The sequence below is a fragment of the Streptomyces sp. NPDC028289 genome (assembly GCF_055565975.1).
Window position 1 is genome coordinate 613,870 of sequence record NZ_JBVHTI010000006.1, and the last position, 26,243, is coordinate 640,112.

Sequence of the window (26,243 nt, forward strand, 5' to 3'; positions counted from 1 at the left end):
GTGCTCGCCGCTGCCCGGTCACGGTGCCTGGTAGTACGTCGGATTGATGCTCGCACGATACGTACTGGTCAGGTACAGCGACTGGATCGTCTTCTCGAAGATCTTGAAGGGTAGCTGGATCCAGAAGTCGGCGAAGCCCTGGCGGTGGAAGAGCCGGCTGCCGGCACTCATCACGAAGACATTCTTGACGAGTCCGGTGGTGGCGGCCGTGGTGACCGAGGCGGCGGCGTTGATCCCGCCCTCCCACACCGCGTCCCCGCCGTGCAGCTTCACGGTCTGCCCGTTCGCGTCGGTCACGCCCCACACGGCCGCGTTCATGCTGCCGTTGACCCAGCCGGACAGCGCACTGCTCAGGACACCGAACGAGAAGTCGTACATACCGCCACGCCAGCGGGTCGGCGTCTCGTTGCCCGCCCACTCGTTGACCCAGGTCTTGTCGTGGTTGAGCGGACGGCGGGTCCACGGCTTGCCGCCGTCGATGTTGGCGATGCCCGTCTTGAACTGGCCGAGCCTCTCGAACCCGAGGGCCCGGTTCTCGTGCACCGCGGTGCTCAGCCCGGTCTTGATGGTCGCGCCGACCGCCGCGTTGGCGAACGACTTGAGTGCGTCCTTGCCTGTGAAGGGCTTGTTCTGGACGGCGGCCACGATCCCGTTGACGGCGAGGTTCGCGCCGAACTCCAGGATGAACTCCTGACCGAACTCCAGCGCCGCCTTCTTGGCCACGGACTGCCAGTACGGCTCGTAACGCGCCTCGCGCAGCGCCGCGTTGCCGTCCGGCAGGAGCGTGCCGGACCACGGCATGCGCTGGGCCTCACGGGTGGTACGGCCCCAGCCGCGGATCTCGGTGAGCGCGCCGCGGAAGTCGTACTCGTTGCCGACCAGCCGCCAGGTGTTGAACGTGTCCCGCTCGAACACCAGCCCGCTGTCGGTACGTTGACCGATCAGATCGCCGTTCCTGCTGTAACGGTTCCACTGGCCGCGCCAGGCGTCGGTCTCCAGGAACCCGCCGCCGTCCGCCTTGCGCTCCCGCACCACGCTGCCGTGGTCGAACTCCTTCCAGACCGAACCGGCCGGGGTGTTCTGCGTGACGGTCGTGCTGTACGCCCGCACCCGCAGCGGTCCGCCGTTGTGCAACGGGGTCTCGCGCAGGACGGTCGGCGCGGCCTGGCCCGGCACGCGCAGCTCGTCACGGAAGTGGCGGGCGCCGTCCGTCCATTGGTCCTGCCACGCACGGCCGTTCCACCAGCGGCGGACCTGCTCGCCGTTGCCCACGGCGATGGGCGTGCCGTTGCGTTCATGGGTGCTGGCGCGCCAGTTGCCCTGGTCGTCCCGCCAGGCGTCGACGTACCGGCCGGAGTCCAGCATCCGGCGCTCGCGGACCAGGTTCCCGTTGCCGTCGTAGTCCCGGTAGGAGTCGTCCCAGGGCAGCCGCGAGTCGTTCGAGCCACGGAAGAACTCCCGTCGGCCGCGGCCGAGTTCGGTGCCATGGGCGTCCAGCTCACGCCAGGCCCAGCGGCCGGAGTCGGCGCGGCCGGAGCCCTGGATCACGTGTCCGGCGGTGCCGTCCGGGTTGGCGTGGCTCTGCCCGACGAGGTTGCCGTGCGGGTCCCGGTCCACCCAGGTGCGGTCACCGGTGAACTCCCGCACGACCCCGTTCGGGCGGCCCTCGCGGGCGGTCCGGGTGACGCCGCCGGCGTCCTGGTGGACGTCCTGCCAGAGCCTGCCCTGCGGGTCGTTCGCGAGCGGTTCGCGGTAGCCCCTGAGGTCGCCGGCCTGCCAGGGGTGGGCGGCCGGATCGGCCGGGGCGTGGCCGGGGCGCGCCGCGTGATCGCCGACCTTCAGGGACGTGCCGTCGTGCAGCTTGCCGCTGAAGCGCGCGAAGGTGCCGTCGGCCGCGAGGTCGAGAGCGCTGCCGTCCATGCCGACGTAACGCACCCCGGAGGTGGTGGCGCCGTCGCGCGCCTCCTTCGTCCAGGTGAACAACTGGTAGGTGTCGTCGCCCCGGACGTGGGCGTACGGCGGCCGGGTGTGCTCGGCGCCGGCCAGCCAGCGGGTGCGGACCCAGGTGGGCGGGCGCTGCTCGCGCCAGCGGTCGGTGGTCAGGAAGCCGTCGCCGAAGGCCTCGCGCTTGCCCACCTCCTTGCCGTGCGGGGAGTGCCGCTCCCAGGTGGCGCGGAGGGTCCCGTCGGCCGGGTTCATGGCGTGTTCCTGGTACTGCCCGGCCCGCTCGGGCCACTCGGCCATGCCCCACTGCCGCTGGGCGATCCGGCCGTCCGCGGTGCGGTCGGTCCAGCCGCTGCCGACGCGCTCCCGGGTCCGCGGGCCCGAGGCGATCACCCTGCCGTCGCCGTCGTAACGGTGCCAGGTCCAGGCCCCGTTGCCGTCGTCGACGCCCAGGGTGTGGCCGGTCCGGCCGTTGAACTTCTGCAGCCCGTCGCGGTACTCGCGCACCGTGCGCCCACGGCCGTCGGTGTCGCGCCAGCCGGTGCCCGCCGTGTCGTAGTGCCGGCTGCCCGTGCCGACCGGAGTGCCGGTGTCGTCCCACCGCACCCAGTGGGTACGGGGGTTGGTGCGGGCGAAGTCGATCGTGTCGGTCCGCCGGAAGGAGTCGACCACACCCCCGGAGCCACCCGGCAGCACCCGGCGTTCGAAGACCGGCACCTGCTTCTTGGTCGAGCTGAGCAGCTGGATGTGACCGCCCGCCGCGCCGGACAGGTCGGCGGTGCCGTGGTGGAAGGCCCCGGACGCCACCGGTGCACCGGACCTGGTGGTCCGCTCCCAGGTGTTCGTGGTGTGGTCGACGACGTACCGGTAGTCCGTCCGCCGCCCGTTGTCCAGCACGTTGAAGCCCTGCCGGGCGACGCTCCCGTCGGCCGCCAGGTGCACGAACTCGCCGTGCCGCGGGCTGGTCCGGTCGTTGAAGGCGATCCGGGTGGTGCCGTCGGGCCGCCGGGCGGCGTCCCAGTGCGCGAGCCGGCCGCCCGCCGCGTCCTCCAGCCAGGCGGCGGGGTGCGCCGCGGTCGGCGGATCCGTGACGAGAAGGCGTCCGCCGTGGCCCGCAGGCAGCGGGGTGCCGGTGGCCGTGACGGCGCCCTGGGCGTCGTACCGGGTGAAGGTCCCGTCGGCCAGGGTGGTTTGGTGACCTCCGCCGGGCAGCGGGACCGTCTCCTGGACGAACCGGCCGGTGTGCTGGTCGAAGACCTGGTGGCCGCCGCCGGGGCGGGCGATCTCGATGCGGCCGGCCGGGTCGAAAGTGACCGCCCGCGCCGGGTCCGCCGCGAAGGCGTCGTCCAGCCGGCGGGGAGCCGCGCCGAGCGGCCGGTCGAGATGCCCGGCCGGTACGCCGTCCCGTCCGGTCAGTCGCAGCCCGTCGCCCGCGAAGTCGCCGTTGGGCGCGAAGGTGCGGTGACCGGTGTCGTGGACGGTGCGGAAACCGCCGTTGTCCGCCGGCGCGGTGACGGTGTCGGGCAGCCGGTTGCCGTCGGCGTCGGTGAGACGGTGGCCGCCGGCGCCGTCGGGCTCCGCGAACCGGGCGCCGCGCTGCCCGCTGAGTGGGTCGGCCAGCGCGGTCGAGGTGGTCACCGGGCGGCCCTCGGCGTCGTACAGCACGGACTCGCCGGTGACGTCGTCGATCGTGCGCGGCCGGTTGCCGCCGACCGCGACCACCCGTTGGGGCAGCGGCTGCCCCGCCGCGTCGGTGAGACGGTGACCGCCCGCGCCGTCCGGTACGACGATCCGGCCGCCGCGTGCGTTCGCCGCCGGGTCGAACAGCGCGAGACCGACGTCCTGGTAACGGCCGTCGGCCGTGAACCTGCTGGTCGCGCCGCTCGTCTCGTCGGTCACCCGGAAACCGGAGCCGCCGGGCAGCGTGGTGACCGTCTGGGGCTGCCGGGCACCGGACTCGTCGGTCAGCGTGAAGCGGCCCGCGCCGTCGCCGGCCAGGAACCGCTGCCCGCGATCGCCCCGCGGGTCGGTCAGCGAGACACCGGTCTCCTGGAGGCGGCCCCCGCCGTCGTGGCGTACGGACACCCCGGTCGTCCCGTCGGTGACCCTGATGCCGTTCCCGTCACCCAGGTCCTGCACCCGCAGGTCCAGCCGGTTGCCCGCGAGATCGGTGACATGGACGTCGGCGCCGTCGGTGACCCACACCCGGTCGGCCTCGGCGGGGACACCGTCCCGGCCGGTGAGCTGGACGCCCTCGTCGAGACGGAGACCCAGGGAGTCCACGCGCTGGGTGACGCCGGTGTCGAGATGGGTGATCCGCGTGGCGTCGTCGGGCAGCGGGAAGGCGGTCAGCCGGTCCGCTCCGAAGCCCTGCACCGTCAGGGTCTGGCGGGCGCCGTGGCCGTTGATGTCAGTGTGCAGGCGCAGTCCTGTCGGTCCGCCGTCGGCCCCGCGCAGCGGCATGTCGTAGGCGATCCGGTCGCCGTTCGCGGTGTAGGTGTCGACGGTGTCCGACGGAGTGTGCCGGACGTCGAAACCGCCGTCCGTCCGGGCGACGACCGTGCGCGTCGGGTCCGGGTGGAAGTGCTGGTCGACCATCCGCAGCGTCACCGCGCCGTCCTGGCCCACGCTCCGCTCGATGGTCAGGCCGTTCGGCCCGCTCACGCCCGAGTTGTTCAGAGCGACGTGGTTGACCACGGGCGGGGCGGTGTCGGGCAGCGTTTCGAGCTTGCCCGCGCCGAGCGTCGCGCCGCGCCGGGTGGCCCCGATCTGGATCTCCTGGATCCGGGCCTCGATCTCGGTCGGAGGGATTCCGAGGTCCTCCAGGTTCGTGTACGCGGTGCGGAACCGGTCCTGAGCGGCGATCAGTTCGTGGTTGAGCTGCACGTCGTACTCACTGACACCCCGTGAGGTGCTGGCTCCGCCCGGCGCGGTGCGCAGATCCTCGACCCGGTTCAGTTCGACCCGGGCGGACGACAGCTCGACCCAGGCCTCGCGGAACGGCCGGCCGTCGCCGCCCAGCAGCTCGTCGAACCGCGCCGAATCCTCCGCCCACGGCGTCTCCCCGGGCTGCCGGGAGGGTACGGCCGGGCCCTTGCCGCGGTCCGGCCGGGCGGGTGCGGCGGGGGTGCTGTCGATGTCGGGACGGACGGGTGCCGCGGGGCTGGTGTCGCCGTCGAGGCGGGCGGGTGCCGCCGGGGTCGTGTCGCCGTCCAGCCGGGGCGGTGCCGCGAGGGCGGTGTCACCGGTGTTCCGGAGCGGCCGGGTGCCGTCCAGCAGGCTCAGGGCGTCAATCTGCCGCTGGGCCTGCGCGGACCTGTCCATGCCGTCGAGCACCGTCTGGAGTCTGGTCTGCGTGTGCGGGGTCGTGCCGCCGTCGGCGAGCGCGGTACGGACGCGGCCGGCCAGTCCGTCCCCGTCGCCGCCGAGCCGCCGGAAGTCGTCGAGCAGCCGGTGGGCGTTCGCCTCGGCCCGCACCTGGTGCAGCAGTTGTTCCACTCCGGCGCGGCGGACGGAGTCCGGGCGGTCCCGCAGGAAGCGCTGGGCCGCGTCGGCCAGGTTGTCGAGGGCCTGGGCCCGCTGCGCCAACTGGTCGGCGGGGACGCGGTGGAAGGCGTCGAGGGCGCGGTCGACGTACCGGATCTGCGAGCGGGCGCGGATGCCGTTCTCCCGGTACGTGTTACGGCGGAAGGCGGCCCGGTCGAGGAGGTCGGGCGCGGCCGGGCGAGCGGTGCCGGGCGCCGCCGTCGCAGTGGTGTCGCCGGTCCGCCGGGGCGGCCCGAGCATGTCGTCGAGGACGGCGTCACCGAGCGGCCGTGTGGACCGGCCGCCGCCGAGCCGTGTGTCGTCTCGCGGGGGCATCGAGGCGAAGTCGCCGTCGCCGGTGCGGTGCGGGGCGGCCGAGTGGACGTCGTCGAGATGCGTTGCGGCCGTGTCGGATTCGGTGGGGTGGGGCGGGGTGGTGTCGGTCTCGTTGGGGTGCGGCGGGGTGGTGTCGGTGTCTGCGAGATGGGGTGTGCGTGTCTCGGTGGCGGCGAGGTGCGGTGTGGTCGTGTCCGTCTCCGTGAGCCGGGACGGAGGCGTGCCGGTGTCGAGCGGGTGGGGCTGGAAGGTCTCCGTCTCGGTCTCAGCGGGACGGTGCGGTGTGATGGTGTCGGAGAGGTGCTGCGGCGTGGTCTCCGCGTCGAGGGGGTGCGTGGCGGCGCCGTGATGCGTCGAGTGCGAAACGGTGGTGTCGCTCTCCTTGATCAGCGGCGGCGCCGTCTCGGAGTCGATGCGGTGCGGTGCGGGCGACTGCGTGTCGGTGTCGTGCGGCGTCGGGGACTTGGTGTCGAGGTCGTGGGGTGCCGGAGACACGGTGTGCGTGTCGGCGTGGTGCGGTGCCGGTGATCCGGTGCCGAGGTCGTGCGGCGCCGGGGAGGTGGTGTCCGGGCTGTGGGACGTGAGGCCGTCGCCGGTGACCGCGGGGGCCTTGGTGTCGGCACCCAACTGGGTGTGGGGGAGCTCGTGTTGGGCGTGGGCCGGGGTCGTGTGGACGTCGGTCGCACCGGACCCGGACGGCGCCGCTGTCTTGGTGTCGGCGCTCGGCGGCAGGAACAGCCGGCGGCCGTCGTCCGTGAAGTGGAGGCCCGCGCCGTCGCCGTAGACCAGTTTCGCCTTGGACAGGTGCTTGAACGCCTTGTCGAAGGCGGTCCTGCCCAGGTCGACGGCCGCAGTGGTCTGCGCGCCGACCTTGGAGTCCGGCAGGGACCGGAAGCCGTCCGAGTTGGCGAGTGCCCGGACCATCTTCTTCATCTGCTCGGTGATGCCCGGCACGGCCTTGAGCGCGTCCTCGGCCGCTTGCGGGAGCGTGTTCAGGTTGGGTCCGTTCGGCGCGGCGGCCGACGAGGAGGTCCCGGCGCCCTGGTTCCTGCCCGGCCTGGGCTGCGTCTTCACCGCGTCCGGGTCGGGCTGCTGCTTCAGGGCGTCGATACGTCCGTTGATGTCGTCGAGAAGCTTCGTCCGCTCGTCGAGCAGCCCCTTCGCCATGTCCTTGCGGGCGCCCTGGGCGATGTCGTGGAACCGCTGCGTCAGCTCGACCGCCTGCTTGGCGAGGGGCTGTGCCTTGTTGAGGTTGTAGCGCTGTGCCTTCCTGTTGCCGCTGACGACGGCGTTGTCGGCCTGGCGCACCTTGTCGGACGCCTCGTCGAACGCCTTGCCCGCGGCCCGCGCGGCCGGGTCCACCGTGCCGTCGGCGAGATAGCGTCCGTCGCCCTCCATGTCGTGGACCTTGAGCGGCTTCGGCCACCGCGATTCGACCTGGCTGGAGAACGGGTTGATCGGCAGCCCGGAACCGAACTTGGCCTCGGGCCGGTACAGCTTGGAGACCACCGCGCCCATCTTCTCCACATCGACCGGACCCTGGACGAGCTTGAGGACATCGTCCTTGAACCCGCCGCCGATCCGGTGCACCTCGCGCACCACGGACAGGGCGAGCGCCTCCTGGACGTGCGCGCCGTGGAAGACCTCCTGGTCGAAGGAGACCGTGCGGGACTCGCCGCCGCCGGGATACTCGTACGTCCAGCGGGCCCGCTTGCCCATCTCGTCGAAGCGGTCGTCGTACTTGGCGCTGCGGACCGTGTCGTCGCCGAACTTCAGGTCGCGCATCGTCTCGCGGTCCAGCGGGTGCAGCTGGTCGTGCAGCGAAACCCAACCGCCCCGCTCCTTGAGGACCTTGGCGTCGAAGACGAGTGTGGTCGGCCCGTACCGGGTCGCCATCGGCTTGTCGCCGGCCTCCATCCGGAAGAAGACGAAGTCGTCGTTGCCGAGGTTGGAGGTGTTCTTCCCCGAACTCTTGCCGGACGCGAGGAACCTGATGCCCCGTCGGGTCAGGTCGCCCTGTGAGGACATCACACCGCTGTTGGCGATGGCGTGGTAGGCGGGAGTCGCGTGCTTGATGCGGTAGGGCAGGTTCTCCAGGCTGGTCAGCAGCTTCTCGAACTGTGCGCGCTCCGCCTGCGGCAGGCTGTTCAGCAGCTCGTCGACGTCCCGGCGCAACTGCGTGATGTTGCGTTCGGACAGCTTCTCCACGAAATGCGTCTTCTGCGCGTCGGAGAGCTTCTCGAAGTCCTCGAACTCGGGGAAGATCTTCTTCCACTGGTCTTGCGAGCCGGGCAGTTCGGCCTTCCACTGCTTTCCGGTGTGCACCTCGGCGTACGCCTTGTTGCTGCGGAGGTGGCGGGCGATCTCCGGCATGTCGCGCTGGAGGCGGGAGATCGAGAACTCCGTGCCGTGGAAGCCCTTCGGGGCGATGGAGTCGCCGGGCCTCGCGGCCTTGACGGCGTCGTCGACCTTCCTGGCGAGCTCGTGGGCCACGGTGGAGACGGGGGCGTGTTCGTTGCGGAGGGTGTAGACACCGCCCAGCTCGGCGGCGTCCTTGACGAAACCCTTGAGGGAGGCGTCGAGGTTGTCGGCCGCCTTGTCGAGGCTCTGGGCGAGGCCCTGGAGTTCCAGCGGGGTCTTCTTGCCCGACTTGACCAGGTTCTCCAGCCGCTGGGTGAGACCACGCAGTTCGAGCGACTGCTCCTCGATCTCCTTGCCGGTCTTGATGAAATGGTCCGCGTCGGCGGCCTCGGGCGCGTGCCGGGCCTGGGCGTCCAGACTCAGGGCGTGTTCCTGGAACCGCAGGGCCCGCTGGATCTCGCCGGCGCCGGCGAACTGGTCGACCAGCAGGTTGAGGTCGCGCTGGGAGAGCCGGCCGTCGCTCAACGCCTGCGTCATGTCCTCGTCCAGGCGGACCGCGATCTGGGACGCCTCGTCGTTCGCCTTGTCCAGGGCCGCCTGCATGGCCGGGCGCTGGTTGTCGCCGGCGTTGGCGAGGTTGCTCTCGGCCTGCTGCACGCCGCGCTGGGCCTCGGTGTGCTCGCCGAGGGACTTGGCCAGCTGTTGCGGAGGCGTCAGCGGGGCGGCCGCCTCCGTCTCACTGTGGAGGGCCGGAGCGGAGTGGGCGGGCGGGGGAGTGGCGTCGTCGGCGGGCAGGGCCGTGCCGCCGAGCGCGCGGGGCCGCTCCTTCAGACTGAGCTGCCGCAGGGCGGAGAGGTCGGCCTCCATCCGCACCGGGTTGACGTCGAGGTCGGTCAGGCGGGTGCGGGTGGCGTCGTACTGCTGCCGGGCGGTGTCGACCCTGTCGCGGGCGCGGATCTCGGCGACGGTGGGGCCGTTGGAGCCGCCCGCGTGGCCGTTGTGCGGCAGCAGGTCCTCGGCCCGGCCCAGGTCGTAACGCGCCTGGACGTAGTCCCGCCAGGCGTCGCGACGGGCCTGCCGCAGCGGGTCGTCCGCGTGGCCGAACAACGCGTCGACGCGCTGCCCGTCCCGGAACCAGGCCTCCTCGATCTGGGCCGGCGTGAGCCGCGGTCCCCGCCCCGGCAGCTCCTGGCCACCGCCCGCACGCGGGGTGTCCGGCCGCGGTGCGGGCGCCGTGTCGGGGGTCCCGTGCGCAGAGCCCGGTACGGCCGTTTCCGTGTCGGGACCGGTGTGGGTGGCCCCCGGCAGGGCCGTCTCCGTGTCGGGCGTGCCCCGGGTCGGGCTGGGGACGGGCGTCTCCGTGTGCGCCGCGGTGGGGTGGGCGGGGCTCGGCAGCTCCTTGCCCCAGGACGTCGGCGTCGGCAGGGAGCTGAGCAGTTCGTTGTTGTGGAGGACGTGGCCGCGCAGGTCGGCGGCGAGGTCGTTGAAGCCGGTGCCGCTCCACTCCCTGGTGAAGGTGCGGTCGCCGCCGGTGATCGTGACGGACACCGCGTTGTCGTCCACCTTGTGGGTGACCGTGATGGTCATCTCGTCCGCGTAGCCTGGCCGGCCGACGGTGAACGTCTTCACGTTCGGGCCGTCCCCGCCCTCCCGCACGACTGCGTCGCCGAGGCCTTCCCAGCGGCGCATCGCGTCCTGCCCGAAGGCGCGGCCGAAGTCCTCGAACGCCTCGCCCGAGTGCAGCCCGGACCACTTCGCGTTGATGAGGTCGCCGAGCTGGGCCTCCGGGATCTGTTCGGCCCGTACCGGGATGACGGTGATGTCACCCTCGACACGGGCCGGGCCGGTGCGCTTGAGTCGGGTCGGCGAGAGGGTGATCTCCCACTGGTCCTGGTTGAGCGCGAGGGCGTCGTCGGCGGCCTTCTCGTATCCCGGCGGGTAGGCCATGGCGAGCTTGCCGTGGTCGGCGGGAACGTCGATCTCGAAGACGACGCGGTTGCTGTTGACGCCGTTCTTCGCCCACTCCGCCTGGAAGGCGCGGTTGTTGGAGGTCGAGGCGGGCAGCCGCTCCACGAACACGTCGGCCTGGGCGGCCCGCGGGTCCATGGACACGCCCCGCCACACCGTCATGCGCTGGTTGGGACCCTCGAACATGAGGTCGCCGGCGACCTTGTTGAACTGCTTGACCTTGCCCACCAGGCCCGGATTGGCCTCCAGGGCACTGGGGTTGACGAAGCCGCCGTATCCCTTCTTCGAGGTGAAGGCGCCGCCGATGACGCCCTGCATGAAGAGCTTGGTCTCGTTGTCGGTGGCGGCCTTGCCCATGTGCCCGCGGGCCGCGTGGGCGGCGGCGTCCCAGCTGTCCGCGGCCGGGCCGGTGAGTCCGGCCGGGCGCGGGGGCAGGGCGACGTCCGGGGTGGACGTGCGCAGCAGGTCGCCGGTGGACCGGCTGTAGACGTGGTTGCCGGAGGTGGAGGCGACGACGATCTCGTCCTCGCCGCTCAGCCTCGCCGGCCAGGTACCGGCGCCGTCACTCACGGAGTCCACGGACTTGCCCGCGACCTTGACGCTCACCCCGCTGAACGGGCCGTCGCCGAACCGCACGGTCTCCTCGGCGAGGCGGAGGCCGCCCAGCCGCTTGAACGTCCAGCTGTGCGCCACCGTGCCGCCGACGGCGTCCAGCTGCCGTACGACGATGGCGGTGCCCTGCTTCTCCACGGTGTACAGGCCCGACTCGACTGCGCCGCCGTGGAGTTCGGGCGTGCCGGTGCGCGGTGCCTTGAGCGCCAGCTGATGGTCGCCGGGCACCCTGACGACGTTGGGGTCCTCCAGGAGCTTGTCGAAGCCGTCGGAGTGGGCTGCGGCCGGCGCGGAGTCGAAGGCGTCGCCGCCGTGGCCCCCGGAGCCGGACGGCATGTCGATCGTGAAGCCCTGCTTCTCGACCGTGTTCACGAAGTCGACGCTCGCCCCGCCGAGGTAGGGGGCGCTCATCCTGTCGGTGACGACCTTGACCCCGTCGAAGTCCTTCACGGTATGACCGAGGGCGGACTCGTCGAACTGCAGCTTGTACTTGTCGCCCGAGGCCGAGGCCGAGGATGCGGCGCCCTGCTCCGGCAGGTGCTCCGGGGCATGCCCGGACGTTCCGGTGGCCGATCCGGCCAGGCCCTTGTCGGCGTCCGTGTGGGCGGGAGTGCCGGCGAAGGCGGGGCTGTCGGTGGTGCGGGCGCTGCGGCCGGTGTCGACGAGGTCGAGGGCCGAGCGGCTGTGGTCGCCGCCGGGACCCGGGTGCCCGGAGCCGCCGACGGGGGTCGGAGCCGCCTCGTGCGTCCCGGCGTTGACCGTGAACCGGTCGCCAGTGATGGGGTTCGCCGGGCTCGTCGTCAGCCGGTCCGGGGTGGCCGGGGTGATCGTGAGCCGGTCCGGCGTCCCGGGCGCCGGGGACGGCGATCCGTGCGGCAGCCGCTCCGCCGGGGTGCCGGGGCGCGGCGAGCCCGGCTGATGGACGAGTTCGTCGAGGTGGAGACGGGTCTGGTGGGCGTTGAGGGCGCTGGTGGTGCGGTCGGCGAGGGTGTCGCCGGTGCCGGGCGCCACGGGGGAGTGCGGGGTGTTGTGGCGGGTGCCGGCGAGCAGGTCGAAGGCCGAGACCCCGGCGTCGACGCTGCCCGGTCCGCCGTGCCCGATGCCGGTCGGGGAGGGGTGGGCGACGGTCGTGGGGCCGGTGAGCAGGCTGTGCGGCGCCGCCACGTCGTGCGGGGCGCCGGGTGCCGGTGCCGAGTCGAGGGCGGTGTGGGCGATGTTCGTGCCCGGCGTGCCGGTCAGCGTGGTGTGGGCGGCGCCGATGCCGGGGGTGCCCGGCGCGTGCACGGTGCCCACGCCCGGGGTGCCGGTGAACGCGGAGTGCAGGGTGCCCGCGGTCGGGTTGCCGGTCGGGAGGTCGCCGAGCGTGGCCGCGACCGGCGGCGGTGCGGAGTGGGTGCCGGTGAGGACGGTGCTGCCCGGTGTGTGGGTGGCGTTGTGCGCGCCGCCCGGCAGCAGCACGTCGGCGTGGGAGGTGAGGTTCGCCGGCGTCGGAGGCAGCCCGGTGAGCGTGGTGTGGGCGCCCCCGGAGACGGCCGCCACCGGCGTGTCGGTGATGCCGTGGGTGGCGCCGGGGACCCCGGCCGAGGCGGGCACGTGCAGGCCGGACGCGGTGGTGACGGTCGGCGTGGCGACGGCGCTCACCCCGAGCTCCGCATGGCCGCCCAGCGCGCCGAAGTTCTCCACGCGCACGTTGCCCAGCTGCACATGGGGCATGTCGACCAGCGCGTCCACCGTGCGCGCCGCGTGGACACCGAAGTTGCCGCGGTGGGCGATCGCGCCGACGTCACCCAGGTTCAGGGACGGCGGCCGCAGCGTCGAGGTGACGTCCAGATGCGTGCTCGGGATGTTGAGGTCCAGGTTGCGGATGCTGCTCTGCCCCGAACCCGCCCCGAACCGCACCTCGTTCAGCTGGATGCGGGGCATGTCGACCAGGGCGTCGACGGTGCGCGGGTCGACCGGGACCGAGCTGATCGTACGGCCGATGCTGCTGGTGATCGGGGCGCCGAAGACGTGCTGCCCGAGCACACCGCGGTCGAAGAGACCGATCCGCAGGGCGCGCGCGAATCCGTACTCGCCGATCTCCGCCGCGTCCACCGGCAGGAAGATCCGCAGCCACTTGGTGCCGCCGAACTCTTTGCCCAGCCAGGTCTTGGTCGTCTCCCAGCCCTTGGAGAGCGTCTCGGGCAGCCCGCGGACGAACGCGGGGATCCCCTTGAAGCCCTGCACGATCGTCAGACCGACCGAGTTGACCCCACGGCCGATGATGCCGGGCAGGTTGTGGATGCCGTCCAGCACCCACAGGCCGCCCTTGTAGACCCAGGTGCTGCCGAGCCGCACCAGGTCCTTGAGCCCGAGCAGCAGGGTCGTGGGGCGGAAGCCGTTGGTGAACAGGTTGCGCAGGGCCTGGAAGGTCCCCCGGGCGATGTTGGCGAAGCCCTTCGCGAAGGCCGTCGTACCGACGCTCTTGATGATCTGGAAGATCGGCAGCGCCTTGGTGGTGGGCGCCAGGATGCCGAGGCCGGCGAGGAAGAGGTCGAGGAAGCTCGCGTTGCCGTTGGCGAAGTCGACGATCGTCTTGATGAAGAGGGTCAGGTTGACGCCGAGGGCGAGCAGCGCGATCGGACCGCCGAAGATCAGCGCCGGCACGATCAGGATGATCGCCAGCCACTGGAACGCCTCCCAGAAGATCTGGCACTTGGAGATCGGCAGCTGGATGTTGGAGACACCCGAGATGCTGCTCGCCGCCGCGGCGGCACCCTCGCCGTGCTCGGTGCCGGCCTGCCGGGCCGTCGAGGCGTACGTCTCCCGGTCGGGATCGTCCTCGGACAGCCCGCGGCCCGAGTTGAGCGCGCCGTCGGCCCGGGACTGAAGGTCGACGAGTTTGTCCGCCCAGGTGGTCAGCGCGGTCGCCGCGCTCTCGAAGGACTGCGCCACGTCCTCGATGTGCCCGCGCAGCCGGTCGTTGACCTTGCCGCGCAGGGCGTCGGCGGCCTCGCCGACGAAGACGCTGTCACCGGCGGTGTTCATGACCGCGTCGATCGCCGTGCTGATGCGGCGGGCCTCGGAACCCAGGTGGTTGAGCTCCGTGGACAGCGTCCGGATCTGGTCGGGATCACCGGGCGTGGGGTCACTGTCCAGCCCGATCGCGTTCCAGTCGGTCGGGCGCGGCATACGGGTTCCTCCCGGAAGCTGACGGGCTCGGGGCGGTCACTCCCCAACTGACCACGCCCCAGCGGCCGCTGCGGTTCACGTGATCTGGGTTACAGCCGTCGTCCGCGGTGAACCGGCGCGGCGCGTGCGGCGTGGTCCAACTGACCGGAGTCGCGACTGGGAGGACCACTCATGGCCGACAGCCTCAAAATCGAATACAACGTCCTCAACGACGCCAAACGGGACCTGGAGAACCTGGCCGGCGACATCGGTCCGCTCCTGGACAACAGCACCTTCTCGCGGCTGGGCCAGACGGACTACGACGGATACACCTCCAGCGAGGCCCTGACGGTCCTGGGCGACCAGACCCTGGCCGACGCGCTCTCGGGCTTCTACTCCAACGCCAGCAGCACCATGTCCCACGCGGACAAGGGCCTCAAGGAGCTGGCGGGCGCCTTCGGTTCGGTGGGCGAGGCGTTCCTGTCGTTCGACTCCGAACTCGCCCAGGGCATGGGCATCACGGGCAGCAACCTGGGCCTGCAGAACTACTTCCGGGACAAGGACCTGTGGGACTACAAGCAGTCCCACCTCGACCAGTGCGTGCCCGGCCCGGACGGCAAGATGCCGGACTTCTGCTCCGCCACCGACCCCGGCGACCCCCCGCTGGACCAGACGATCACCACCGACCGCGGCAGCGTCCACACGCATCTCACGCTCGACGACCAGCGCCACGTGATCAAGGAGGAGTCCACCGTCACCTACGACGGCAAGACGTACACCTCGGTCACCAACTACTCCAGCGACGGCAACCACTACACCACGGACACCTCGTACCCGGACGGCAGCACCGTGCACTCGGAGACCAACCTCAACTCCGACGGCAGCGGCACGATGGTGACCACCGGCAGTGACGGCGACCGCACCGAGTACACCCGCGGCCCCAAGGACGCCAACGGCAACCAGCCGGACTGGCAGCAGGTGGGCGGCAACACCGACGACGACGGCGGCGGCGGCGGGGACGACGACTACAACTCCACGCCCGCCGCCTGGTGACCACCCGACAACCGCATCGAGACCGACAGGAACGGACAGGAACCCCATGGCCAGCTACAACGGCATCAACCTCGACTACCACAAGATCGAGGAGGTCGTGAGCCTGCTGCACGACGCCCACGAGAACCTGCTGCCGGTGCTCAGCAACCTGCGCAACCGGGTCAACACCCTCGTCGACGACGGCATGGTCTTCCAGCAGTCCAGCGAGGTCATCCGCACGACCTACAACAACTTCGACACCAGCCTGCTGGCCGCCGTGAAGGGCATCAACGACTTCTCCGAGATGTTCAACGGCATCAAGGAGAACGCGATCCAGTTCGACCAGGGCATCAGCAGCAGCCTGCAGAACAACTCGTAACACCCGTACGCGAGAAGGGGCCTTCCCGGGAAGTCCGGGAAGGCCCCTCCTCGTGCCGCGCGGCGGGGGTCAGGCGCGCAGCGGGGTGAGCGGCACCTGGAGGGCGAGCAGCCCGCCCCCGGGACCGGCCGTCCACGCCCGGCCCGGGTGCGTCGTCGCCCGGACCACGCTGGGCATCAGCCGTACGCCGACCAGGTCGCCCTCGGTGAGGTTCTTCGGCGAAAGGAGCAGACCGCGCCGCGCCCGGCGGGCCGCGAGCGTCCAGCCACTCATCCCGCTCTGGAAGCCCTCCGCCGAAGCCGCGTAGACCAGTCCCAGCCCCCGGTCGCGGCCCGAGACGGCGATCTCCTTGAGGAGCTTGTCCGCCGCCGAGCTGGTGAGCAGATCGGCGTCGTCGATCATCACCACCTTCGGGCCCGGCAGCGCGTCGAGCGCCGCCCGCACGGTGTCCGCCGACGGGTCGTTCTCGGTGAGCACGGTGGCCGTGGCGTGCCGCTCCAGGGCACGCAGCGGCGACTCGCGCGGGGTGAGGACGACCAGCGAGGTGCCGCCGGCCAGCAGGGACACCGCGATCGAGGCGAGGGCGTTGCTGCGGCCGGACCCGGCCGGGCCGAACACCCCGAACGCCGAGGCGGAACCCGCCAGGTCCGTACCGACCGGGCCGCCCTCGTCGCCGCCGACGCCGAGCAGCCCCCACATCGGACGCCGGTCGGTCTGGGCGACCTTCTCGTAGGCCTCGGCGAACTCCACCGAGCGCGGCAGCACCGCGACCTGGAACGGCCGCCGGGCGTCCGGCACCTGCGCATCCCGTTGGCGGGCGGTTTCGCCGATCGTGCGCAGTGCCTCGGCCTGTTCGGTGCCGCCGCCGGCCGTCAGCAGCGCCACCTGGGTCTCGGTGCCGCTGAGGACGTGCCAGCCACGGCCCGGCGGGATGTCGGCGGGAATCTTGTTCGGCATCATGCCGACCGCCTGGTAGTCACTGCGGTCGCCCTGCCGCAGCAGCAGCTTGTGGTCGTTGTGCGCGGCCATCCGCCCGCCCAGCAGGGAGCGTTCGGAGGTGGCGATGACATGGATGCCGGCGGCGGCACCCTCGCGGATGAGCCGGGTGACCTCCTGCACCAGCTGGCCGTGGTCGTGCTCGTCGATGATGACCGAGAGCGAGTCCCAGCCGTCGATGAACAGCAGGATGTGCGCGGGCCGTTCGGCCTTCGGCAGCAGCTTGCGCAGTTCGGCGATGCCGGTCGCGCTGTGCGTCTGCGCCAGGTCCTGGCGCTCGGTCAGTTCCCGGTTCAGGCGGTGCAGCATCCGGCCCAGCCGCTCCAGGTCGTGCCGGGAGACCACGCCACCGCAGTGCGGCAGCGCACCGAGCGCGGTGAGTCCGCCGCCGCCCGCGTCGATGCCGTAGATGTGCACGTCGGCGGTGCTCGCCGCCCGCGCCGCCGACCCGGCGATGGTCCGCAGCACCTGGGTACGGCCCGAGCGCGGGGCGCCGATGACGTACAGGTGCCCGAAGGTGGCCAGGTCGGCCACGGCCACCCGGCGCTGCTGGAGCTGCGGCACGTCCTCCAGGGCGTACGGGATCACCAGCCGGCCCTCGCGGGTGGCGCCGAGCTCGTCCAGGTCGTCCAGGACCAGCTCGCGCTGGAGCGGGGGCAGCCAGGGGCTGGGCTGCGGGGTGAAGTCGTCGAGCAGGTCGGCCGCGGTGCGGATCTCCTCGACGAGCGCCTGGAGGTCGGTCGGGGCCGGCCCCTGTGCGGAGGCGACCGTCACCGTCCGCGTCTCGGCGGGCAGTTCGGCGGGGCGCCCGAGCGCGTCCCAGCCCACATCCACCGAGCGCACCGGCTTGCGGGGACCGGCCTCCGGCTCGGCCGCGGCGGCCGGGGTCTGCCGGGGCCGCTCCGCGCCCACCCACGCGGTCTGGAACGGGTCCGCCTGCTTCGGACCGCGCCGGACCAGGGCCCGCCCGGGGGTGCCGGAGGAGATGTCGACGGCGTCCTTGACGTCGATGATGTCCTGGCTCTCGGTCATGTCGGTGACCCGCAGCGCGATCCGCAGGTTGGTGTTGGCGCGGATGTCACCGGTGACCACACCGGCGGGGCGCTGGGTGGCCAGGATCAGGTGGATGCCGAGCGAGCGGCCGCGCTGCGCGATGCTGATCAACCCGGGCACGAAGTCGGGGACCTCGCGGACCAGGGTGGCGAACTCGTCGATGACCAGCAGCAGCCGGGGCAGCGGGGCCAGCGAGGGGTCGGCGGCCCGCTTGGCCCGGTACTCGGGGTGGTCCTTGGCGTCGGCGGCGGCCAGTACCTGTTCCCGGCGCCGCAGTTCGGCACCGAGCGACTCCAGGGCCCGCTCCACGAGGTGGGCGTCGAGGTCGGTGACCATGCCGAGGGTGTGCGGCAGGTTGGCGCACTCCTTGAACGCGCTGCCGCCCTTGTAGTCGACCAGCACGAAGGTGAGTTCGTCGGGCCGGTTGGCGGCGGCCAGCGAGGCCACGAACGTCTGCAGCAGTTCCGACTTGCCGGAACCCGTCGTACCCGCGACCAGGCCGTGCGGTCCGTCCTGCACCAGGTCCAGGGAGAGCGGACCGTCGAAGCCGGTGCCGATCAGGAAGGTCGTGGAGGCGGGATCGGTCTGCCAGCGGTGCAGCAGGGCCTGCGCGTTGGGTGGCTCCTGGTCCAGCAGGTCGAGCAGCCGGACCCGCTGGGGCAGTCCGGCGTCGTGCTCGGGGCTGACGTCCCGGACCGGGGCCAGCGCGCGGGCCAGCTGCTCGCACCACTCGGGGGAGACCCGGTCGGCGCGCACCGCCGGCAGGTCGGGCGCGCCCGGCCGCCGTACGGTCAGCCGCCCGTCGGCGGCGAGCACGACACCCGTGCTCTCCTCGGGCAGCAGCCGCTCCTGCTCGTCCAGGCAGACGCTGAAGATCCGCACCCGCGGGCCGTCGGTCAGCACCTGCACCATGCCGGGCACGTCGCGCAGCCGCCGCGCACCGTCCGCGATCACCAGCACGTCCGGGTCGGTGAAGACCACGTCACGCTCGTTGCCGGCCTGCCGGCGGCGCGACTGCACCTGGGAGACCAGCTCGCTGATCCGGGCGGCGGTGGACTCCGGGTCGTTGCCGATCAGGACGACGGGACCACCGGCCGTACCGGGCTTGAGATGCGGCAGCCAGCGCGTCCACGCCCAGTCCGCCACCCGGTCGGGCTCGGTCAGGACGACGATCCTCAGGTCGCGCGGGCTGTGCAGCACAGTGGCCTGCGCCACCAGCCAGCGGGCCAGCGGCTGCACCTCGGCGGCCGGACCCGCGACGCCCACCACGCCGTGCGCGGTGATGTCGACACCGATCGGCGTGTCGGGGATGTTCCAGCGGATCGAGCGGTGGTTCTCGTCCCGCGCCGGGTCCTCCAGCTCCCGGACCGACGGCTGGTCCACCGTGCCCAGGCGCAGCACCAGATGGTCGGGGTCGCGGCGGCGCCGCTCCCAGAGCCGGCCACCGGGTCCGGTCGCGATCAGGGCCACCGACGCCGGGTCCGGGCCGGTCTTGTCCCGCACCCGCCGCTCGCCCACCACCGCGTCCCGGACCTGCTCCTCCAGGACGTCACGGCGCCGCTCGTAGGCCGCCTCCGACTCCAGGAACTGCTTGCGGGCCGCACGGCGTCCGGTCGCCCAGTTCGACAGCATCATCATCGGGCTGAGGAACAGGAACACCAGAAAGTAGTACGACTTGAAGATGCTGACCATGAACAGGCCGAGGACGATCGGGGAGATCATCATCACGGTCGGGAACGGCCGCTTCTGCGGCGGCGACGGCGGCTGCGGCAGCCGGACCCGCTCGGCGTCCAGGTGCGGGGCGATGCGCGGCGGCCGGTTGTAGTCCACGCCGTAGCCGTCGGCGGACGGTGTGACGGCCGCGTCCGCCTCGACCGGGGAGCTCATCCGCAGCAGTACCGGGCCCACCGTCAGGTCCTCACCGGCCGGCCAGGGCACCGGGCCGGGCCCCGCGGGGCGTTCGCGGGGCGGCTGCGGGCGGGGACGGCGCAACTGGGTGATGGCGTCGTCGGGCGGCGGCGAGGCGAGCCGGGCCCGCACGGCGGCCTCGGGATCGTCGTCGATGCGCTGCCAGGCCGCGGTGCCGTCCGCGCCGACGGTCACCCACAGTCCGTGCTCGGGTACCCCGTCCGCCGCGTCGAGGCGCAGGGCGCACAGCGGGTCGGTGCCGATCTCGTGGCTGCCGGGACCGAGCCGCCAGGTGCGCCCGGCGCCGGGCCCGGAGACGAGGTGCACCTCGGCGAGGACCCCGTCCGGGTCGGCGTCGTCCTGGACCCGGACCAGGTCGGCCGGGCGGGCCGGGCCGCCGAGTCCGACCAGGCCGCCGTCCCGGATCCCGCTGCCGGACACCGGCGCTGCGGGATCGAGCCGGTGGTCGCCGGTGTAGAGGTTCCGGGCCCGCGGCGCGCCGGCCGCCGCCCAGTCCGCACCGCCGGTGGCGGCGGCCTCGTCCTGGGTCAGGGCGGCGGCGAGATCGCCGACGGTGGCGTTCGAGGGCAGCCGGACCTGGTGGTCGCGGCGCTGTCCGTCCGTGGCGTCCACGGTGGTGATGGTGAGGTTCACGGCTCCCAGCCGGGCGTTCGTTCGTACGGGATCGGGGGACGGGTACGGCGGTCAGGCCGTCACGGTGCCTGCGGTGAGGTCGCGGAGACACCGGCCGCCTCTGCGGCGCTCGGTTCCGCGAAGTCGTCGCTCTCGACGGCCGAGGCGGGGGCGGGCACCGGCGCGTGGGCCGGCTCGGGCGCGGGGGCCGGCCGGGTCGCGGAGACCCCGGTCGGCTCGGCGGCGGGGGCCGCGCCGGCGTCGAGGTCCGGCTCGTCCGGCAGCAGGTCGGGGTCGGCCGTGGACACGGCGTCCGCCGGAACCGCGGCATCGTCGTGCGGGAGGTCCGGGCCCGGCGGGAGCGCGGCCAGTGTCCGGGCCACGGCCCGCGCCAGCGGCAGCGCGTCGACGCGGGCGGCGGCGGGCGCGCCGTGCACCGTGAGCACCGCGTCCGGGGCGATCTCCAGCAGCCGGGTCCGGCCCCGGGCGACGCCCAGGCTCAGCAGCCGGACACCGGACGGCAGTGGCCGTTCCAGGGGATCGGCGCACACCGCGACCTCGATGCCGGGCTGCCCGACGGCCGCCGCGGCCGGCATCCCCGGATGCCGCGGGTGCACCCCGGCGGCGATGACGACCCGGCCCTCCGGCAGCCGGGCGTCCAGCTGCGCGGCCAGTGCCTGGAGCACCGCGCGAGCCGAGCGGGCGGCGCGCGACGGGCCGTACACGGACAGCGCGGGCGGACCGGAACGAACGTCCAGCAGCACGGCGTGGCCCATGTCGTGCCCCACGCACACCAGCAGCGGTACGGCGGACTCCACGCCGTCGTCCGTCAGATCGGCACGGTCGATCCACCACAGCCGCGGGTCGCTCTCGTCCGCCGCCCAGGGCTCCGGCGGCTCGCGCAGCGCGTCGCCGTCGGCCGCGACCAGCACGGCCATCCACTCCGGGCCGGCCAGCACGCCGTAGGGCCGCACCCCGGGCCGGACGGCCGCGGCCAGCGCCGTGGCCCGCTCGGCGTCGGACCACACGGCCGGGTCGCGCAGCAGCCGCACCAGCAGGCGCAGACCGCGCCGGTAGCGCAGCTCCGTGCGGACCGGACCCGTGAACGCCTTCGCGGTCAGGCTGATCTCACGCCCGAGCCGGCGCCACAGGGCCTTCCAGCCGCCGCCGCGCCGGACCAGCCAGTGCGTGACGGCGAGGACCAGCACCAGGACGCCTACGAGGCCGAGCAGGGTGGTGATGGTGTCGGAGGTCATGAGGTCGTCTCTCCCCGGAGGTGCTCGGTCCCGGCCGGGCGGCAGCCGTGGGATTCGAGGGTGGCGCGCAGCGCGCGGATGCCGTGGTGGGTACGGGACTTGACCGTGCCCGGGGGCAGCCCGAGCTGGCGGGCCACGTCGGCGGCGGGCTGGCCCAGCAGATGGACCCGGGCGACGGCCTCCCGGTGGGCGGGAGCGAGGGTGCGCAGGGCGGAGACCAGCACCCGGCGGTCACCGACCTGTTCGGCGTGGTCGGGAACCGGCGCGGGGACGGCACCGCCGAAGTCCGCCGCCGTGATTCCGACCGGGATGCTCCGGTCCCGGCGCCGGCCGTCGACCACGAGGTTGCGGGCCACCCGGAACAGCCACATCCGGATGGGCCGGTCCCGCCAGTCCAGCCGGCCGGCCGACTGCCAGGCCCGCAACAGGGTTTCCTGGACGACGTCCTCCGCGCCGTGGGGGTCGCGCCCCATCATGCCGGTCACGAAGCGGCGCAGGCTGTCGCGCTCCGCGAGAAGGAGGCCGAGCGTCCGGTCCGCGCCGTCGGCGCGATCATGGTCGATGAGGCTCACGGCCTCCGCCTTCCGGTGTCGGTGGTGCTGTTGTGCTGTCGTGCGGGGTTGCTCTGTGTCACTGTGAAACGTGTCAGGCACGAACGCTAGCGCGAATAACGCCAGTTCCCGAAGCCGCCCTCGTCCCGGACTTCAACAGGTTCGTCACAGGCAACTCCGCATAGGTGGACGGAAGGTGACGTTCGGCCGGATCTTCGTGGACGGGCGGGCGGATCGGCGCCGAGCCTTGGTTACTGTTCCTGTGCCCCGCATGTTCCGGGCGTTCCGAGACCTTCACGAGACCCTCAGGAGACGACGTGCCGCCCCTTCGCAAACCCCGGCCCTCGGCGGAACGGCCCGGCACCCCGGCGGGACGTTTCAGCGACACCTTCGCCCGCCGTCCCGCCGTGCCCCGCCGCGGGCTGGTGCCGGGCGTGCGGGTGTGGGGGACCGTCGGCGCGGCGGCCGGGCTCACCGTCGTCGCCGCCCTGGCCGTACCGCTGCTGAGCCGGGTGGACCTCTTCCCGGACCCGGACACCACACCGGCCGCCGTGGTGGCGGCGGGGGAGCCGACGACGCTGTCCGGCACCGGCGAATCCGCGTCCCCGTCGCCGTCCTCGTCCCCGACGCCCTCGCACACCGCCTCCCACAAGCCCGAGAAGACCACCTCCGGCGACTCCGGGTCGGCCGGCGGCGCGGGCACCGGCTCGACCGGGCAGCAGTCCGGAGGCGGCTCCGTCGGCTCCGGTTCGAACTCGACCTCGACCTCCGGCTCCACGTCCTCCGGTTCGAAGTCCGGCGGCTCCAAGTCCTCCTCGTCGGGCGACTCCTCGTCCGGCGGTTCCTCCTCCGGCAGTTCCTCGTCGGGAGGCAGCGGTACGAAGACCACCACCGTGCCCGGTGTGAAGCTCGTCGGGACCGGATCCGGCCGGTGCATCGACGTCACCAACGCCGGCGGGGACGGCACCCGGCTGGAGATCCTGGACTGCTCGGGCGCCGCCAAGCAGAAGTGGGTCTTCCAGTCGGACGGCACCATCCGCTCGCTCGGCCTGTGCATGGACCTGGCCTGGGCCAACACCGCGAACGGCACCGCGATCCAGGTCGCCAAGTGCAGCGGCAACCGTGCCCAGCTGTTCTACCTCAGCGCACAGGGCGACCTGGTCAGCGCACTGGCCGACAAGTGCGTGGACGTCACCGACAACGGCACGGCCAACGGCACCAAGCTCCAGCTGTGGACCTGCTCGGGCACGCCCAACCAGAAGTGGCACAAGGGCTGACCACGGCCCGTCACCTGGTCCAGTAGCGGAGGTTGCGGAAACGGGCCTCCGCGCGGCCGGAACCGTGGTTGTAGACGCCGTTCTTGAAGTACCGGGTGGCCGGGCCCCGGTCGTCGACGGTCAGCACGAGGGAGTCGTCCAGGTAGACCTTGACGGTCCCGGTCCCGGTGCTCGCCTCATGGGCGAGCTTGACGTTGAACCAGGTGTCGTACGCGTCCGTCCTGAGCACCGTGCCGTCGTAGCGCCGCACGGTGCCGCCGCCGGTGTCGTAGACGTCGAGCATGATGTCCGTCGCCGGGGTGCCCGAGGGGTGGACGCTCCGCAGGATCTGCACGAAGGTCGCCCCGTCGGTGCCGGACGGCAGGTAGACGTCGGCGTCCCACATGTGGCCGCCCGTGCTGTAGTCGACCTTCCAGCGCATCTCCGTGCGCGGGTCGGTGCCGCTGCCCTCCTCGAACGGCTCGTCGGTGGCGTACACCCACATGCGCTCGACGCCCCCGCTGGAGCTGTGCCGGTCGCTGAGGGCGAGGTTCCAGGGCTTCTGCCAGCTGTAGGTGAACGACGTCTGCGTCCACCCGTCGGTCGGGGTGGCGGCCGCGGTGGCGACGCCGTCGGTCAAGCCGGTCAGGGGGAGGGCCAACAGCGCTCCTGTGCCGGCCCGTAAGAGGGATCTCCGGTTCATCGACTGTCCTTTCCGGTGGGGAGTCGCGAACGAAATCGCGAACGCAGGCAACCCCAATACATCGGAGGAGTCAACTACTTGAGTCAAGGTTATTGATGTGAACGCGATGCTCAAGCGCGTTTGATGGCTCAAGTAAGCGCGATCTCTGCTGCGTTGCGGCTGTTGACAGGCGTACGTGAGGTCCCTAGGTTCGCCGATACACCCGATGTATCGATGATCCGTCAGGTATGGAGGACGATGATGACCTCGCACCCGGACAACCGTTCACCGGTCCCCCGCAGAGCCGTACTCGGCACCGCCCTCGGCGGCGCGGCGGTCGCCGCCCTGCCTGGGGCCGCCCACGCGGCGTCGACGGAACCGGCCCTCGCCGCCCACGGGGAGTCGGAGAAGCCCGCCGGAGCCCGACACCCCTGGAAACTCCGCAACACCATGACCACCGACGGTGCCTGGGACCGGTTCCTGCGCGCACAGGACCTGCTGTGGAGCAGGCTGCCGACCCTCTGGTACGAGGGGCCGTTTCTCGGCGACGGGCTGCTCGGCAGCATGATCTACCAGGAACCGGGCGCCAACCAGATCCGCCTGACCGTCCAGCACGGCCGGGTCCAGGACCACCGCCCGCAGTTCGGCAGCGGCTGGGGCACCGCCCGCCTCCCCGTCGGGCACCTCACCCTGGAACCGGTCGGCACCATCACCGCCGTCGACTGGCGCCTCAGCCTGTGGAACGCCGAACTCACCGGCACGGTCACCACCACCGCCGGCACCCTCACCCTCGCCGCCCTCATCCACGACGAGGTCCTCGCCGTCCGCGCCACGGCCGCCGGCGGCGAGCACGTCACGTGGACCTTCCACCCCGAGGAGGCCATCAGCCCCCGCAAGATCCAGGAGGCACCGCCCGCCGGCTACACCGCCAACCCGCCCTGGACCACCCGGACCACGGCCGACGGCACCGAGCAGGTCCTCCAACCCCTGACCGGCGGCGGCCAGACGGCCACCTCTTACCGCCGTACCGGCGACGAACTCCTGCTCAGCGTCGGGCACAGCTTCCCCTCGGACAGCGCCGCCGAGGCGGACTCCAGGCGTCACCTGCGGAGTGCTGTGTCATACAGCACACTCAGGCGACGCCACACCCGCTGGTGGCACGCCTTCTACCAGAAGAGCTTCGTCTCGTTCCCCGACCAGCGGCTGCAGAGCTTCCACTGGATCCAGCTCTACAAGGTCGCCTCCGCCAGCCGCGCCGACGGCCCGGTCATGGCCACCCCCGGACCCTGGCTGGAACCCACCCCCTGGCCGGCGGTCTGGTGGAACCTCAACGTCCAGCTCGAATACTGGCTGATCCACGCCTTCAACCACCAGGAACTGGACTCCCTCGCCACCACCCTGCGCCAGAGCCAGGAACAGCTCACCGCCAACGTGCCCGCCGCCTACCGCTCGGACAGCTCCGGCATCGGCCGCAGCTCCGACATGTTCGCCAACCGGGAGGTGGGGCAACCGGGAACCGGCGCCGAGACCGGGGATCTCACCTGGGCGTTGCACAACGTCTGGCTGTCGTACCGCCACTCCATGGACAAGTCCCTCCTGCGCGACACGATCTACCCGCTGCTGCGCCGCACGATCACCTACTACTGGCACTTCCTCACCCCGGGCAGCGACGGCAGGCTGCACCTGCCGAGCACGCTCTCGCCCGAGTACCCGGTCGTCCCGCCGCAGGACACCAACTACGACCTCGCCCTGATCCGCTGGGGCTGCCAGACCCTCCTCGACTCCGCCGAACTGCTGGGTGTCGACGACGAGCTGAAGCCGCGCTGGCAGGAGATACTGACCCGGCTCACCCCGTTCCCGGTCGACGACAACGGTTTCATGATCGGCGCCGACACGCCGTACGACCAGTCCCACCGGCACTACTCGCACCTGCTGATGGTGTACCCGCTGTACCTCGTCAACTGGGACCAGCCCGAGAACCGCGACCTGATCACGAAGTCCGTCGTGCGCTGGCACGCGCTGACCGGCGCCCACCGCGGCTACAGCTACACCGGGGCCGCCTCGATGTACGCGATGACCGGCGACGGCGACACCGCCATCGGCTACCTGCGGAAGTTCTTCGACCCCACGACCCGCTACCCCTGCCGGGCCAACACCCACTACACCGAGGCCGGTCCGGTCATCGAGACCCCGCTGTCCGCCTCGCAGTCCCTGCACGACATGTTCTGCCAGAGCTGGGGCGGGATCATCCGCGTCTTCCCGGCCGTCCCGACCGCCTGGGCGGACCTCACCCTGCACGACTTCCGCACCCAGGGCGCCTTCCTGGTCAGCGCGGTGCGCGAGGCCGGCAGCACCCGGTTCATCCGGATCCGCAGCCTCGCCGGCGAGCCCCTCAAGCTCCGGCACGGCCTGACCGGGCGGCTCACCGTCCTGCTCGACGACGGCACCCCGGCCCGCACCCACGACCTCGGCGACGGCACCCTCGCCATCGACCTGCCCCGCGGCCGCGAGGTCCTCGTGTACTCCGGCTCCCGCCCCGATCTCGTCATCGCCCCCGTCGCCGTCAGCGAACCGGGCGCGGCGTGGGGACTGCCGTAACCA

At 72.3% G+C, this 26,243-nt stretch carries 9 protein-coding genes; 4 read left to right on the top strand and 5 right to left on the bottom strand.

Annotated features, from left to right (window positions below):
- Nucleotides 1-18: 18 nt before the first annotated feature.
- Nucleotides 19-13,917, bottom strand: coding sequence for a hypothetical protein (locus ACZ4UV_RS32025; protein WP_467842936.1), 13,899 nt, complete (start codon nt 13,915-13,917; stop codon nt 19-21).
- Between the two features lie 171 nt (nt 13,918-14,088).
- Between ACZ4UV_RS32025 and ACZ4UV_RS32030 the strand changes: the two genes are divergently transcribed.
- Both ACZ4UV_RS32030 and ACZ4UV_RS32035 read left to right on the top strand, forming a co-directional pair.
- Nucleotides 14,089-14,949, top strand: coding sequence for a hypothetical protein (locus ACZ4UV_RS32030; RefSeq protein ID WP_467842556.1), 861 nt, complete (start codon nt 14,089-14,091; stop codon nt 14,947-14,949).
- 46 nt (nt 14,950-14,995) lie between these two features.
- Entirely contained in the window at nt 14,996-15,307 is a 312-nt protein-coding gene (locus ACZ4UV_RS32035) for a hypothetical protein (protein WP_046730425.1), read from the top strand.
- A 69-nt stretch (nt 15,308-15,376) separates the two neighbouring features.
- Here ACZ4UV_RS32035 and ACZ4UV_RS32040 read toward each other — a convergent pair whose 3' ends face one another.
- The 3 genes from ACZ4UV_RS32040 to ACZ4UV_RS32050 are packed head-to-tail and all read right to left on the bottom strand — an operon-like array spanning nt 15,377 to nt 21,725.
- Nucleotides 15,377-19,918 (bottom strand): FtsK/SpoIIIE domain-containing protein, encoded by a 4,542-nt coding sequence (locus ACZ4UV_RS32040; protein ID WP_467842559.1) that lies wholly within the window; start codon nt 19,916-19,918, stop codon nt 15,377-15,379.
- 59 nt (nt 19,919-19,977) lie between these two features.
- Nucleotides 19,978-21,153, bottom strand: coding sequence for a serine/threonine-protein kinase (locus tag ACZ4UV_RS32045; RefSeq protein ID WP_467842561.1), 1,176 nt, complete (start codon nt 21,151-21,153; stop codon nt 19,978-19,980).
- Entirely contained in the window at nt 21,150-21,725 is a 576-nt protein-coding gene (locus tag ACZ4UV_RS32050) for a sigma-70 family RNA polymerase sigma factor (RefSeq protein WP_451019737.1), read from the bottom strand. The genes ACZ4UV_RS32045 and ACZ4UV_RS32050 overlap by 4 nt, the downstream gene beginning before the upstream one ends.
- A gap of 296 nt (nt 21,726-22,021) precedes the next feature.
- Between ACZ4UV_RS32050 and ACZ4UV_RS32055 the strand changes: the two genes are divergently transcribed.
- Nucleotides 22,022-22,981, top strand: a complete 960-nt coding sequence (locus ACZ4UV_RS32055; RefSeq protein ID WP_467842564.1) for a ricin-type beta-trefoil lectin domain protein — start codon at nt 22,022-22,024, stop codon at nt 22,979-22,981.
- A gap of 10 nt (nt 22,982-22,991) precedes the next feature.
- On the opposite strand, the gene ACZ4UV_RS32060 is transcribed toward ACZ4UV_RS32055, so the two are convergent.
- Nucleotides 22,992-23,663, bottom strand: coding sequence for a polysaccharide lyase family 7 protein (locus ACZ4UV_RS32060; RefSeq protein ID WP_451019739.1), 672 nt, complete (start codon nt 23,661-23,663; stop codon nt 22,992-22,994).
- 240 nt (nt 23,664-23,903) lie between these two features.
- Between ACZ4UV_RS32060 and ACZ4UV_RS32065 the strand changes: the two genes are divergently transcribed.
- A complete protein-coding gene (locus ACZ4UV_RS32065; protein ID WP_467842907.1) occupies nt 23,904-26,240 on the top strand; it encodes a glycosyl hydrolase family 95 catalytic domain-containing protein in 2,337 nt (778 codons plus the stop codon).
- Nucleotides 26,241-26,243 lie beyond the last annotated feature (3 nt).

Bases quoted from the DNA above. Each gene is read 5' to 3' on its own strand.
- ACZ4UV_RS32025 (WP_467842936.1), bottom strand. From the start codon at position 13,917: ATGCCGCGCCCGACCGACTGGAACGCGATCGGGCTGGACAGTGACCCC.
- ACZ4UV_RS32030 (WP_467842556.1), top strand. From the start codon at position 14,089: ATGGCCGACAGCCTCAAAATCGAATACAACGTCCTCAACGACGCCAAA.
- ACZ4UV_RS32035 (WP_046730425.1), top strand. From the start codon at position 14,996: ATGGCCAGCTACAACGGCATCAACCTCGACTACCACAAGATCGAGGAG.
- ACZ4UV_RS32045 (WP_467842561.1), bottom strand. From the start codon at position 21,153: ATGACCTCCGACACCATCACCACCCTGCTCGGCCTCGTAGGCGTCCTG.
- ACZ4UV_RS32060 (WP_451019739.1), bottom strand. From the start codon at position 23,663: ATGAACCGGAGATCCCTCTTACGGGCCGGCACAGGAGCGCTGTTGGCC.
- ACZ4UV_RS32065 (WP_467842907.1), top strand. From the start codon at position 23,904: ATGACCTCGCACCCGGACAACCGTTCACCGGTCCCCCGCAGAGCCGTA.